General features: G+C 62.7%; 13 protein-coding genes. 8 read left to right on the top strand and 5 right to left on the bottom strand.

The window, feature by feature from the left end; genetic code table 11:
• Nucleotides 1-137: 137 nt before the first annotated feature.
• Genes NLY37_RS03180 through NLY37_RS03170 form a run of 3 tightly spaced genes read right to left on the bottom strand, consistent with a single transcriptional unit; the run spans nucleotide 138 to nucleotide 2,429 of the window.
• Entirely contained in the window at nucleotides 138-587 is a 450-nt protein-coding gene (locus NLY37_RS03180; protein ID WP_023738611.1) for a DNA polymerase III subunit chi, read from the bottom strand.
• Nucleotides 588-595: 8 nt separating this feature from the next.
• Nucleotides 596-2,086: a leucyl aminopeptidase gene (locus tag NLY37_RS03175; RefSeq protein WP_023742322.1), complete on the bottom strand. Its 1,491-nt coding sequence runs from the start codon at nucleotides 2,084-2,086 to the stop codon at nucleotides 596-598.
• Between the two features lie 49 nt (nucleotides 2,087-2,135).
• Nucleotides 2,136-2,429: a hypothetical protein gene (locus tag NLY37_RS03170; protein ID WP_156933957.1), complete on the bottom strand. Its 294-nt coding sequence runs from the start codon at nucleotides 2,427-2,429 to the stop codon at nucleotides 2,136-2,138.
• 32 nt (nucleotides 2,430-2,461) lie between these two features.
• On the opposite strand from NLY37_RS03170, the gene lptF reads away from it, so the two are divergent.
• From lptF to NLY37_RS03130, 8 genes are all read left to right on the top strand, one after another.
• On the top strand, nucleotides 2,462-3,661 hold the full coding sequence (lptF, locus tag NLY37_RS03165; RefSeq protein WP_023672737.1) for an LPS export ABC transporter permease LptF: 1,200 nt from the start codon (nucleotides 2,462-2,464) through the stop codon (nucleotides 3,659-3,661).
• 2 nt (nucleotides 3,662-3,663) lie between these two features.
• Nucleotides 3,664-4,746 carry an LPS export ABC transporter permease LptG gene (gene lptG, locus NLY37_RS03160; protein WP_023742321.1) on the top strand — a complete coding sequence of 361 codons (1,083 nt, stop codon included), beginning with the start codon at nucleotides 3,664-3,666 and terminating at the stop codon, nucleotides 4,744-4,746.
• Nucleotides 4,746-7,178, top strand: a complete 2,433-nt coding sequence (locus NLY37_RS03155) for an LPS-assembly protein LptD (RefSeq protein WP_023742320.1) — start codon at nucleotides 4,746-4,748, stop codon at nucleotides 7,176-7,178. The genes lptG and NLY37_RS03155 overlap by 1 nt, the downstream gene beginning before the upstream one ends.
• A 91-nt stretch (nucleotides 7,179-7,269) precedes the next feature.
• On the top strand, nucleotides 7,270-8,199 hold the full coding sequence (locus NLY37_RS03150) for a peptidylprolyl isomerase (RefSeq protein WP_023742319.1): 930 nt from the start codon (nucleotides 7,270-7,272) through the stop codon (nucleotides 8,197-8,199).
• Nucleotides 8,200-8,211: 12 nt separating this feature from the next.
• Nucleotides 8,212-9,240 (top strand): 4-hydroxythreonine-4-phosphate dehydrogenase PdxA, encoded by a 1,029-nt coding sequence (gene pdxA, locus NLY37_RS03145; protein WP_031246316.1) that lies wholly within the window; start codon nucleotides 8,212-8,214, stop codon nucleotides 9,238-9,240.
• 53 nt (nucleotides 9,241-9,293) lie between these two features.
• Nucleotides 9,294-10,130 (top strand): 16S rRNA (adenine(1518)-N(6)/adenine(1519)-N(6))-dimethyltransferase RsmA, encoded by an 837-nt coding sequence (rsmA, locus tag NLY37_RS03140; RefSeq protein WP_023742317.1) that lies wholly within the window; start codon nucleotides 9,294-9,296, stop codon nucleotides 10,128-10,130.
• Between the two features lie 105 nt (nucleotides 10,131-10,235).
• A complete protein-coding gene (locus tag NLY37_RS03135; protein ID WP_156933956.1) occupies nucleotides 10,236-10,448 on the top strand; it encodes a hypothetical protein in 213 nt (70 codons plus the stop codon).
• Nucleotides 10,449-10,464: 16 nt separating this feature from the next.
• A complete protein-coding gene (locus NLY37_RS03130; protein ID WP_348625866.1) occupies nucleotides 10,465-11,034 on the top strand; it encodes a Fic/DOC family protein in 570 nt (189 codons plus the stop codon).
• 85 nt (nucleotides 11,035-11,119) lie between these two features.
• Here the strand turns inward: NLY37_RS03130 and gmk are convergent, their stop codons facing one another.
• Both gmk and NLY37_RS03120 read right to left on the bottom strand, forming a co-directional pair.
• Entirely contained in the window at nucleotides 11,120-11,794 is a 675-nt protein-coding gene (gene gmk / locus NLY37_RS03125) for a guanylate kinase (RefSeq protein WP_023672729.1), read from the bottom strand.
• Between the two features lie 6 nt (nucleotides 11,795-11,800).
• A complete protein-coding gene (locus NLY37_RS03120) occupies nucleotides 11,801-12,691 on the bottom strand; it encodes a YicC/YloC family endoribonuclease (RefSeq protein ID WP_286441496.1) in 891 nt (296 codons plus the stop codon).
• Nucleotides 12,692-12,711: the final 20 nt, after the last annotated feature.

Genomic DNA, 12,711 nt, shown 5'->3' with positions numbered 1-12,711 from the left:
AGCCGGCACGGCCCGCCCCGTTCCGATGATCCTGATCCGCATTCTCAGCCCGCCGCTTGAGTTGCGCTTTTCGCAATCCTTAGATCGGATCGTTCGGCGACAACAGCGTCGTTTTCAAGACGCGCCGGCAAAAGCGCTTACGCCTTGCGCTCCCAGCGGCGGTCGGGCGTCTGCTGCCAGTAGGTGACCGCGTGGCCCGCTTCTTTCAACACCTTCCAATGTGTCCGCGCGCTTTCGACTTGGGCCGCGTCATGGCCGTCGAACAGGAACACGGCACGTTCGTAGCCGGCGAGATCGGCGGGTGCGGCGCCATCGACGAGGAAGCGTATCTGCGCCTGGTTGGGGTTGGCGTCGCTCGTGGTGAGCAGGATTGGCTGTTCGGCCGGATGGGCTTCACGGTCGGTCGCGTGCGCGAGGAACGAATCGTCCCTGAATGTCCACAGATGCAGGTCGAGCGCATCGCGCCGCTCCTCGGTCCCGGTCTGCACCACGGCGCGCCAGCCGCGATCGACGCTGCGCTCGAGCAGGCCGGGAAGCGCATCCTCCAGCGTCGATTCGGTCAGGTGGTAGAACAGGACATCGGCCATTCCCTGCCTTATCCCTCGTAATTGTCGCGCACCAGCCGGTCGAGCAGCCTGACGCCGAAACCCGAGCCCCAGGACTGGTTGATCTCGCTCGGCGGAGAGCCCATCGCGGTGCCGGCGATGTCGAGATGCGCCCACGGCGTTTCCTTGACGAAGCGCTGCAGGAACTGCGCGGCGATGATGGCGCCGCCATAGCGGCCGCCGATGTTCTTCATGTCGGCGTTCTTGGAATCGATCAGCTTGTCGTATTCGGGCCCAAGCGGCATGCGCCACAGCCGCTCCTGAGTCGCCTGGCCGGCCGCCGTCAACCTGTCCGAAAGTTCGTCATTGTTGGAGAACAGGCCGGCATAATGCTGGCCGAGCGCGACCATGATGGCGCCGGTCAGCGTCGCCAGATTGACCATGAATTTCGGCTGGAAGCGGTCGTTGCAATACCACAGCGCGTCGGCCAGAACGAGGCGTCCTTCGGCATCGGTGTTGAGCACCTCGATGGTCTGACCCGACATCGAGGTGACGATGTCGCCGGGGCGCTGGGCATGGCCGTCGACGGCATTTTCCACCAGCCCGACGATGCCGACGACATTGGCCTTGGCCTTGCGCGCGGCTAGCGCCTGAATGAGCCCGATGACGGCCGCGGCGCCGCCCATGTCGCCCTTCATGTCCTCCATGCCGGAAGCCGGTTTCATCGAATTGCCGCCGGTGTCGAAGGTGACGCCCTTGCCGACGAAGGCGACCGGTGCGTCCTTGGCCTTGCCGCCCTTCCATTGCATGACAGCCATCCGGGCGCCGCGTGGCGAGCCTTGCGCGACACCGAGGAGCGAGCCCATGCCGAGCTTCTTCATTTCCTTCTCGGTGAGGATTTCGACCTCGACGCCGAGCGCTTCCAGTTCCTTGGCGCGGGCGGCGAATTCGATCGGGCCGAGCGTATTGGCCGGTTCGTTGACAAGGTCGCGCGCCAGAAGCACGCCGTCGATGACCGCAACCTCGTCGGCGAAGGCCTTTTTCGCCGCGGCAGGATCGGCGGTGTGGATGGTCACCTTGACCGGTTTCTTCGGCTCGGCATCGTCCTTGTCTTTCCTGGTCTTGTATTTGTCGAAGGAGTAGCTGCGAAGAATGATGCCGGCGGCAAGGTTCGCCGCTTGCCTGCCGCCAATCTTTGCGCCCGGCACATCGAGGATGACGGCCACCTCCGCTGCCTTGCGCAGGGACGCGGCGATGGTGCCGCCAAGCTTCAGCCAGGCAAAGTCATCGAGGCCGGCGACCTTGCCGGCGCCGACCGCCACCAGTCGGTCGAGCGATGTTCCCTGCGGCGCCAGCACTTCGACGACACCGGCGAATTTTCCGGAAAACTCCGCCACCGGAAACGCCCGCGCCAGCGTTCCTGAGGGGTCGCAGGCCTTTGCCGGTTCGCCAAGACCACCATCGTCGGCCGCCAGCACGATGATGCTGCCCTTTTTGGGTGCGGCAAATTTGGCGAAGGCGATCAATGGTCTCAAAGTCATCAGGTCCTGCTTTCGGGAAACGGCTCAGATTTTCAGGAAAAATGCATTCTCAGGGAAGATGCGCGACATTTGGTCGTTTTCCTTGATTTGGCAAGACTTTGCCGGAATCAGGGATCATATGCGCAGCGGAATCGATAACGATTCGTCGCGGCACGGCTCCGCTTTCCTGCCGCAAACTGTTGTTAACCATTGATGTTCTCCCTTTCTTATTCATTGCCGCCGACACTCCGGCCTGCGGAACGGGCGATGTGGGACGGAGAATCGGATCGAACCGCCTGAAAGAAATGGCCAAACGCACCCAGTTGTACAGCCGCAGCCGGACGACTACCTTGTCGGCGGGCATGATGCCGTTCGGCAAATCGAGAAAAGCCTTACATGAAGGTCGTTGAACGCTACATCATGCGTCGCGCACTGGCGGTGTTTCTCGCTGCGCTGATCTGGACGCTGGCCATTGTCTGGACGACGCAGGTGCTTGCCCGCATCGACCTGGTCACCGACAGTGGCCAATCGGCGCTCACTTTTTTCGAGGTCGCGGGCCTCATCATCCCCACCATCATCCCGATCGTGGTGCCATTCGCCCTGGTGGTGGCGGTGGCCCAGACGCTCAGCGTCATGAACTCCGATTCGGAATTGGCCGTCATCAACGCCGCCGGCGCCTCGCGCTGGACGATTGTGCGGCCGGTCCTGCTGATCGCGCTGGCGGCCAGCGTCTTTTCCTTCGCGGTCGACAATGGCGTCGAACCCTATGCCAGGCAGAAGAACCGCCAGCTGATAGCATCCTCGCGCGCCGATCTCTTGTCGCTGATCATCCAGGAAGGCACGTTCCGCAAGATCGACGACGGGCTGTTCCTGCAGATAGGCGAGCGGCTGCCGGACAACCGGCTCGGCGGCATCTTCGTGGCCGATTCGCGCGAGGAAGGCGCCAATCTGATCTATTATGCCAAGAGCGGCAGCGTCGTCGAAAAGGGTGACGAGAAGGTGCTGATGATGAATGACGGCGTCATTCATCGCAAGACGCTGACCGGCGACCTGTCGGTCATTCGCTTCACGTCCTACGCCTTCGACCTTTCCGCCTTCATGTCGGCGGCGAACGATATCATGCTCCTGCCCAAGGACCGAACGACGCAATACCTGCTCAACCCGGATCCGAACGACAAGATCTTCCAGCGCAGGCCCGGCGCCTACAAGGCCGAGCTCGACCAGCGCTTTTCCGAATGGTCCTATTCGCTGGTGTTCGCGCTGATCGCGCTGGCCGTGGCAGGCGATGCGCGCTCACACCGCGAGGCGCGCATCCACCCGCTGATCACAGCCATCGCCATTGCGCTGTTCGTGCGCTGGCTGGGCTTCTTTGCCGCCGGCAAGGCCGACAAGATCCCGCAATACGCCTATATGGTCTATGGCGTGCCGGTCATCGCCTCGGCGGTCGCCATCTGGTTCATCGTCACCTCGCGAAGCATGGAACTGCCCGGCAGCTGGGCCGACTGGATGACGAATTTCGCCGGCCGCGTCAGCGATGGCTGGACGGCGCTCAAGCTGCGCCTCAATCGGCGCTACACATCCGGCCAGGGAGCCTGACGATGGGCTGGACCCTGGGCCGCTACTTCTTCTTTCGCTACGTGTCGATCACGATCTGGTTCTTCATCGGCCTTCTGGCGCTGGTGTTCCTGATCGACTTCACCGAGCTGTCCGGCCGCATCACCGGCCTGCCGGGCTTCACCTACGGCACGGCGGTCGCCATCTCGGCGCTGAGGATGCCGATGATCATGCTGCAGACGGTGCCGTTCGTCGGCCTGTTCTCGGCGATGGCGACGCTGGTCTCGCTCAACCGAAAATACGAGCTGGTGATTGCGCGCTCGGCCGGAGTGTCGGCCTGGCAGTTTCTGTTGCCCTGCTGCATCGGTGCGCTGTTATTCGGCATATTGTCGGTCGGCGTGCTCAATCCGATCGCCGCGCATGGCTTCTCATGGTCGGAGCAGATGGAAAACCAGCTGCGATCCGGCAATTCGAACGCGGTGGCGGCCGATGCCACGCCGTGGATCCGCCAGAAAACCAACTCCGGCGATACCATCATCGGCGCCCGCGCCATCCTGAACCAGGGCCTGGAAATGGCCGACACCGTGTTCTTCGTCCTCGATCCGCAGGGCAATATCGTCGAGCGCAAGGACGCGGCCCGGGCCTTTCTGCGCGACGGCTACTGGGAATTGCAGGACGTCAAGGTGTTCAATGACGGCAACATCCGTTCCGAAACGACCGACCAGTTGCCGACCAACCTCAAGCCGGAATTCGTGCAGGAACGGCTGGCGCGCCCCGAAACCATCCCGTTTTACGACCTTCCCGGCAAGATTGAGGTTGCCCGCTCCTTCGGCCTCAAGGCAAATGCCTTCGCCATGCAGTTCGATTCGCTGGTGGCGTTACCGTTCCTGCTTGTGGCCATGACGCTGATTGCGGCAACAGTTTCAATGCGATTTGCGAGGATGGGGCAGTCGGCAACGATGATTCTGGGTGGCGTCCTCGCCGGCTTTCTGCTTTATGTCGTTTCGGTATTGGTCAAGGCATTCGGCGTTGCGGGATTCGTGCCCACAGCCGTGGCTGCATGGGTTCCGGTTGTCGTGGCTATGTTCTTTGGGGTGACATTCCTGCTATACAAGGAAGACGGCTAGTGAGGGAGGCGGCTTTGCGCAGCCATAGGCAGGCCGGTTTGGCGCGCCTCTATTCGGCGAGCGCCTTGGCATGCCTGCTCGCCTGCGGCGTGCTGACGGCCCCTGCGCTGGCGCAGGACGTTACCGACGTGGCAACGAAGGTTCCCTCCGGCTCCCAGATGCTGCTGGCGGCCGACACGCTCGTCTATAACAACGACAACCAGACGGTCACCGCCATCGGCGGCGTCCAGATCGACTATGGCGGCAACAAGCTCGTCGCCCAGCGCGTCGTCTATGATCGAAACACCAAGCGGCTGGTTGCCAGCGGCAATGTCGAGATCGTCAACAGCGACGGCACCAAGATCAACTCGCAGCATATCGACATTACCGACGATTTCGCTGACGGTTTCGTTAATGCGCTGCGCGTCGAAACGCCCGAAAAGGCCTATTTCGCCGCCGAAAGCGCCGAGCGCATGGGCGGCGTGCTGACGACGTTCCACAACGGCGTCTATACGGCCTGCGAGCCTTGCGAAGACAAGCCGGACAAGGCGCCGACCTGGCGGATCAAAGCCAGGAAGATCATCTGGAACGGCGAAAAGAAGACGGTTCGCTTCGAGAATGCGAATTTCGAATTCTTCGGTTTCCCGCTGGCTTATCTGCCGGCGTTCGAGATCGCCGACCCGACGGTCAAGCGCAAAAGCGGCTTCCTGATCCCCAGCATCGGCTACAACAACCGTCTCGGCGTCGGCGTCAAAGTCCCCTACTACTTCGCTTTGTCGCCGACCTACGACCTCACCGTTACCGGCAGCGGCTACACCAAGCAGGGTTTCCTCGGCGAGGCCGAGTGGCGCCAGCGCTTCAACAATGGCCAGTACACGCTGAAGCTTGCCGGAATCAACCAGCAGGACCCTGGCGCTTTCCGTGATTTCGCGGCTTTCCCCGACGGCTACAATGTCAATTCGGGGCCAGCAGGCGATCCGAACAAATTCCGCGGCATGATGGGCACCAAAGGCCAGTTCGCCATCAATCCGCGCTGGGACTTCGGCTGGGATATCCTGCTTCAGACCGACAAGAATTTTTCGCGTACCTACACGATCGAAGGCTACAACGACGCCGTGCATCAATCGTCGGTCTACCTGACCGGCCTAAACGACCGCAACTATTTCGATGTGCGCGCCATGCGCTTCCAGGTTCAGGAGAACACACCGGACGGCAACGTCGCATCGCGCAGCGACAAGCAGCCCTGGGTGTTGCCGTCGCTCGACTATGCCTACATCCCCGACATGTCGGTGGCCGGCGGCCAGCTGTCGTTCAACGTCAATGCGCGCATCATCCGCCGCGACGATCTCGATCAGGCCTATTTTACCCCCTATGTGCCGGGCTCAGGCGTCCAGCGCGTGCGCGGCATCGAGGGCGAATCCGGTCGCCTCACCGCCGAGGCCGAATGGAAGCGTACCTTCACCACGGACGGCGGATTGCAGTTGACGCCGCTTCTGGCTCTGCAGGGCGACGTCGACTATCTCAACGCTTCTTCGGCTTCGCTGACTGCGGTAAACCAGATGGCGACGAATGTCGGTGCCGCCGACGACATGCGGTCTTCCTTCGCCCGGTACATGGCGACCGCCGGACTTGAAATGCGCTGGCCGGTGCTGTTCTCGATGACTGGCTCCAGCCATATCGTCGAGCCGATGGCGCAGGTCTTCATGCGCCCGAATGAGCAGTATGTCGGCGGGCTCGCCGTTCCCAACGAGGATGCACAGAGCTTCGTCTTCGACGCCACGACGCTGTTCGAGCGCGACAAGTTCTCCGGCTACGACCGCGTCGAAGGCGGCAGCCGCGCCAATGTCGGGTTCCGCTATTCCGGCGCCTACGACAATGGCTGGGGCACCAACGCGATCTTCGGCCAATCCTACCAGTTGGGCGGGCGCAACTCGTTCGATTCACCGGATCTGGTCAATGCGGGCGCCGATTCCGGCTTGGAGACTTCGACCTCCGACTATGTCGGCCTTGTCGGCTTCAGCAGCCCGAGCGGCTTCTCCGGTTCGCTCAGCGGCCGCTTCGACGAGCAGACCTTCGAAGTTCGCCGTGCCGAGGTGAAGGCCGCCTATTCCGGGCTGCCGGTTTCGCTGAGCGCCAAATACGCCTTCATCCAGGCGCAGCCCCTCTATGGTTTCACCACCGACCGCCACGAAGTCACGCTCGGCGCCTCGACACACCTGGCCGAAAACTGGCGCGTCTTCGGCACCGGCACCTACGACCTGCAACAAAGCGTGCTGGTCAAGGACGGCGTCGGCTTTGCCTACAATGATTCCTGCTTCACCTACCTGATGACGTACTCGGAATCACGCGACATCAACACCAAGGAAGTGTCGCAGAATGTCGGCTTCAACCTGTCGTTCCGCACGCTCGGCGATTTCGGCTCGTCCCAAAGCTCGATCGACTCCATCCAGTAGAGCCGGCTGACGACATCGTTTTGCCGCATAAAGCGGGCACGGATTTCGCCAATATCGGGCTGGAATCGGCCAAAACCGGGCTAGAATTGGGATGCTTTCGATGAGGAAATACCTGTTTTCGGCAGGATTCGCGCTCCTGTTGGCGGCGACCACGGTCTCCGTCACCATGATAGTACCGCCGGCCTTCGCCAGTGAAATAAAGTATGTCGTCAACAACATGCCGATCACCACCGGCGACATCGCGCACCGGGCTGCCTTCCTGAAACTGCAGCGCAAGAAGGGTGACGCGGGTCAGGAAATGATCGACCAGACGCTGCGTATGGCGGAGGCCAGGCGTCTCGGCATCCGCATCTCCGACGCCCAGGTAGAGGCTGCCTATCAGCGCTTTGCCTCGAGCAACAAGATGCAGCTCAAGCAGCTCGACGGTGTCATGGCGCAGTCCGGCGTGACCAAGGAGCATTTCAAGGAATTCATCCGCTCCCAGATGGCGTGGAACCAGGCGCTGAGCGCACGCTACAGCGGCGGCGGCGGGGAGGTGAGCGAACAGGATCTGGTCAAGCGCATGCTCGAAAAAGGCGGCGCCAAGCCAAGCGCCACCGAGTACATGCTGCAGCAGGTAATCTTCGTGGTGCCGAAGGCCGAGCGCAGTGCCACACTCGCCAAACGCAAGCGCGAGGCCGAAGCCATGCGCGCCCGCTTCAATGGCTGCAACACCACGCGTGAATTCGCCAAGGGCCTGATCGACGTCACCGTTCGCGACCTCCCCCGATTGCTGGCGCCGCAACTGCCGCCGGACTGGGCCGAGCAGATCAAGGCCACCAAGCTGGGCGCCGCCACGGCCGTGCGCGAGACCGATCGCGGCATCGAATTCATCGGCATCTGCTCATCGCGCGAGGTTTCCGACGACAAGGCGGCCCAGATGGTGTTCCAGAGCGAAGGCAGCGGCGACAAGAACGCCGACGAGCTCTCGGCCAAGTATGTCGAAGAGCTGAAGGCGAAAGCCAAGATCGTTACGCGCTGAACCGGCCCAGCCGTGCATGAGACAGAGCTTCCGCTGGCGCTGAGCGTCGGCGATCCATCCGGCGTCGGTCCGGAAATCGCCATTGCCGCGTGGCAGAGCGCCCGCGGTTCCGGTGCCGCGCCCTTCTATCTTCTCGCCGATCCGGCGCTGATTGCCGCGCGGGCGCGCCGGCTCGGCGCGGCGGTGGCAATCGCCGAGACGGTGCCGGCCCAAGCAGCTGGTGTCTTTCAACACGCCTTGCCCGTGGTGCCGCTGGCGGCCCACTTCACCGACGATCCCGGCCGGCCCGACCCGGCCAATGCCGCCGGTATCATCGAGGCCATCGATCGCGCCGTCGCCGACTGCCTTGCCGGTCACGCGGCCGCGGTCGTCACCTGCCCGATCGCCAAGAAGCCGCTTTACGATGCCGGCTTCGGCTTTCCCGGTCACACCGAATATCTGGCGTATCTGGCCTCGGTCCACACCGGCGGCACGGTGACGCCGGTGATGCTGCTCGCCGGCCCCGAATTGCGCACCGTTCCGGTCACCATCCACATCGCGCTGGCCGAGGTGCCGAAGACGCTGACGACGGAGCTGATCGTTGCCATCGCGCGCATCACCGCCGGCGATCTTGCACGCCGTTTCGGCATCGCCAGGCCGAGGCTCGCGCTTGCCGGCCTCAATCCGCATGCCGGCGAAAGCGGCGCCATGGGGACAGAGGACGAGCGCATCATTCGTCCTGCGGTCGACATGTTGCGGGCGCAAGGCATCGATGCCTTCGGGCCGCTGCCGGCCGATACGATGTTTCATGCGCGCGCCCGCGCCGGCTACGACGTGGCGGTCTGCATGTATCATGACCAGGCGTTGATCCCGGCCAAGGCGCTGGCCTTCGACGAGGCCGTCAACGTCACGCTTGGCCTGCCGTTCATCCGCACCTCGCCCGATCACGGCACAGCCTTCGACATCGCCGGCAAGGGCATCGCACGTCCCGACAGCCTGATCGCGGCGCTGAAGCTGGCCCGCCGGCTGGCCGATACCGGCGCAAAGCCCGCAGTTGCATGAGCCAAAAATCATGAGCCCAAATCATGAGCCCAAAATTCATGAGCCCAAAATTCATGAGCATTGACGGGCTGCCGCCGCTGCGCGAGGTGATCGAGCGCCATGGACTGCAGGCAAAGAAGGCGCTTGGCCAGAATTTCCTGCTCGACCTCAATTTGACCGGCAAGATCGCGCGGGTCGCCGGCGACCTCAGCGACAGCACGGTGATCGAGGTCGGCCCCGGCCCCGGCGGGCTGACCAGGGCGCTGCTCTCTGCCGGTGCCCGTCGCGTCGTCGCCATCGAGCGCGACGAACGCTGCCTGGCGGCCTTGGCCGAGGTCTCCAACCACTATCCGGGCCGGCTCGAGGTGATCAGCGGCGATGCGCTGAAGACGGATTTTGCCGCTCTTGCCAATGCCGCGTCACAAGGCGGCCCGGTGAGGATTGCCGCCAACCTGCCCTACAATATCGGCACCGAGCTGTTGATCCGTTGGCTGACCGTGGCGGACTGGCCGCCCTTCTATCAATCGATGACGCTGATGTTCCAGCGCGAGGTGGCCGAGCGCATTGTCGCCAGCGCCGGCAGCGATGCTTATGGTCGGCTCGGCGTGCTGGCCGGCTGGCGGACCGAGGCGAGGATCGCCTTCGACGTGCCGCCGCAAGCGTTCACGCCGCCCCCCAAGGTAACGTCCTCGGTGGTGCATCTGGTGCCGCGCGCCAACCCTTTGTCAACCGACGTGAAAAAACTCGGCCGCGTCACCGAAGCCGCTTTCGGCCAGCGCCGGAAGATGCTGCGGCAGAGCGTGAAGAGCCTGGGTGGCGAGGCACTGCTGACGCGCGCCGGCATCGATCCGACCCGGCGTGCGGAGACGCTCAGCGTCGAGGAATTCGTGCGGCTGACAAACGCGCTTTGACCGGCGGCGCTGGCGCGGCCGTGGACCCAAATCGCATGCTGTGTGACAGCGACGACAAGCAGCATATAGCGGCATGCAGTTGCCGGTGAGTCGCCGAGCGTGATATTGTCGTCATATGAAAAAGAGTACCTCAAGCCTTCGGCCGACCCAAAATGGCCAGTTTGTCCTGACCAGCGGCAGGGGCGAAAAATCAGCGCGGTTGAAGGCTTGAAGCTATCGCAACGTATGGGCTTCATTCTGAAGGAAAGCCGTGAGCGCGGCCTGAGCGGGGATGAGCGCAGGGCGCTTATCAAGGACCAAGTAACCCGCAAGAAGTAGGATCGGCAGGTGGTCTATGCCGCTGAACATGATCGCTGTGCTACCCAGGCACGACCGTTCTCCGCAACAGGCTGAATATCAAAGACCAGGCCCAACTCGATGCATTCGAGTTGGCACTTTTCCTGACCAGGGCCGACGAACATATCCCCGCAGGCCGTCTGGATTTCGAGCACTACAAGGCGTCGATCATCACCTGTTCCAGGACGTTTATGAATGGGCGGGAGAGGTTCGCGCCATCCCCATCGGCAAGGGGGGCAACTGGTTCTGCTATCCTGAGTATATCAACCAGGAAATGCATAGAATTTTCGGCGAACTCGCCGACGGTGATTATCTCTGCGAACTCGACCTCGACGCCTTCGCCGTTCGGGCCGCGCATGTTTTGGCCGAAATCAATGCCGTCCACCCGTTTCGCGAAGGCAACGGCCGCACGCAGCTTACCTTTCTGGCAATGCTGATGGAGAATGCGGGATTCCCATTCAATGCCGATATGCTCGGTCGCGAAAACGTCCTGAATGCGATGATTGAGAGCTTTGCCGGCGAGGAAACCCCATTGGCAGAACTCATAAAAGATATCGCGAGCCAGTAACAGATGCCCACAGCGTCCATATTGCCAGATCGTTTGCCAAAGACGCCTTCATGGGGACAGCCGGCCATCGGGGAACGACAGCTGCCTATTCCGTCTTCTCGTCCAGCAACCCCGAGACGAAATCGAACAGCCCGGGCCGGCGGTCGCGCCGCAGCCTTTCCGCCGTCACGATGCCACGCACTTCGGCGAAGGCGCGGTCGAGATCGTCGTTGACGATGACAAAGTCATATTCCTTCCAGTGCTCGATCTCGTTGCGGGCGTTCTTCAGCCTGGTCTCGATCACGTGCTCCTGGTCCTCGGCGCGGCGCTTGAGGCGCGACTTCAATTCCTTCATCGACGGCGGCAGGATGAAGATCGAGACGATGTCGGCGCGCATCTTCTCCTTGAGCTGCTGGGCGCCTTGCCAGTCGATGTCGAAGAGCATGTCACGGCCCTGCGCCAGCGCCAGTTCGGCCGGCTCGCGCGGCGTCGCGTAGCAATTGCCGTGCACCTCGGCCCATTCGAGCAATGCGTCGGAATCGCGCAGCCGCTCGAACTCGCGCGTGGTGCGGAAGTGATAGTGGACGCCCTCGATCTCCGAGCCGCGGCGCGGCCTAGTAGTCACCGAGACCGATAATTCCAGGCTGCCGTCGCTTTCCAGCAGGTTGCGCGCGATCGTCGACTTGCCGGCGCCCGACGGCGACGACAGGACCAGCATCAGCCCGCGGCGGCGAATGCGGGATCCGAGATCCCTGGCAACCATCGGCTCCTTGCCACCCATTCGGGTTTACTCCAGATTCTGGACCTGTTCGCGAAACTGGTCGACCACCGCCTTCAGTTCCAGCCCGATGGCGGTGACAGTGGCGGCGTTCGACTTGGAACACAGCGTATTCGATTCGCGGTTGAATTCCTGCGCCAGAAAATCGAGCTTGCGGCCGATGGCGCCGCCATTTGCCAGCAGCGCTCTGCCCGACGTCACATGCGTCTTCAGCCGGTCGATCTCTTCACGGATATCGGCCTTGGTGGCCAGGAACGCCGCTTCCATGTGCAGCCGGCCGGCATCGAGATTTGCCGACGCATCCATCAGCAGCCGCACCTGTTCGGCGATCCGCTCGCGGATTGCCGCCGGCTCGCGCGACGGGTCGGCCTCGGCTTGAAGCGTCAACGCCTCGATGGCGTCGATATGGCCGGAAAGCAGCAAACGCAGCGCTTCGCCCTCGCTCTGGCGTGCCTGCTCGAGGCCTGTAAGCGCCGTTTCCAGCGCCGACAGGATTGACGCGTCGAGTGCTGCCCGCACCTCCTCGGTTTCGCTGGTTTCAGGGATATCGAGCACGCCGCGCAGGGAAAGCAGACCGTCGGCAGTTGCCGGACCAACACCGAACTGGTCCTGCAGCCGCTTGGCCAAGCCCGCCAGATCCCTGAGGAAGGCTTCGTTGACCACCGGCTGCGCCTGCTGGCCGGCGGCGCGGCCGACGGTCAGCGTCGCCTGGAAATTGCCACGCGAAAAGCGCTTCTGCAGCGTCTGCCGCACAGTCGGTTCGAGCCGCTCGAAACCTTGCGGCAGCCGCAACCTGACCTCGACGCTCTTGCCGTTGACCGACTTGACCTCCCAGGCGATCGAGGCGCCGTCATGTTCGGCAACAGTGCGTGCAAATCCGGTCATGCTCTGCAAATTCATGATGCGGCTCGTGTCTCCCT

This window comes from Mesorhizobium sp. C395A (assembly GCF_030323205.1).
Classification (GTDB): Bacteria; Pseudomonadota; Alphaproteobacteria; order Rhizobiales; family Rhizobiaceae; genus Mesorhizobium.
The sequence above is the reverse complement of the archived record's forward strand: the minus strand, read 5'-3'. Positions and strand labels throughout refer to the sequence as shown.

Bases quoted from the DNA above. Each gene is read 5' to 3' on its own strand.
- NLY37_RS03175 (WP_023742322.1), bottom strand. From the start codon at position 2,086: ATGACTTTGAGACCATTGATCGCCTTCGCCAAATTTGCCGCACCCAAA.
- NLY37_RS03120 (WP_286441496.1), bottom strand. From the start codon at position 12,691: ATGAATTTGCAGAGCATGACCGGATTTGCACGCACTGTTGCCGAACAT.
- NLY37_RS03170 (WP_156933957.1), bottom strand. From the start codon at position 2,429: ATGCCCGCCGACAAGGTAGTCGTCCGGCTGCGGCTGTACAACTGGGTG.
- lptF (WP_023672737.1), top strand. From the start codon at position 2,462: ATGAAGGTCGTTGAACGCTACATCATGCGTCGCGCACTGGCGGTGTTT.
- lptG (WP_023742321.1), top strand. From the start codon at position 3,664: ATGGGCTGGACCCTGGGCCGCTACTTCTTCTTTCGCTACGTGTCGATC.
- gmk (WP_023672729.1), bottom strand. From the start codon at position 11,794: ATGGGTGGCAAGGAGCCGATGGTTGCCAGGGATCTCGGATCCCGCATT.
- NLY37_RS03150 (WP_023742319.1), top strand. From the start codon at position 7,270: ATGCTTTCGATGAGGAAATACCTGTTTTCGGCAGGATTCGCGCTCCTG.
- NLY37_RS03180 (WP_023738611.1), bottom strand. From the start codon at position 587: ATGGCCGATGTCCTGTTCTACCACCTGACCGAATCGACGCTGGAGGAT.
- NLY37_RS03130 (WP_348625866.1), top strand. From the start codon at position 10,465: ATGCCGCTGAACATGATCGCTGTGCTACCCAGGCACGACCGTTCTCCG.
- rsmA (WP_023742317.1), top strand. From the start codon at position 9,294: ATGAGCATTGACGGGCTGCCGCCGCTGCGCGAGGTGATCGAGCGCCAT.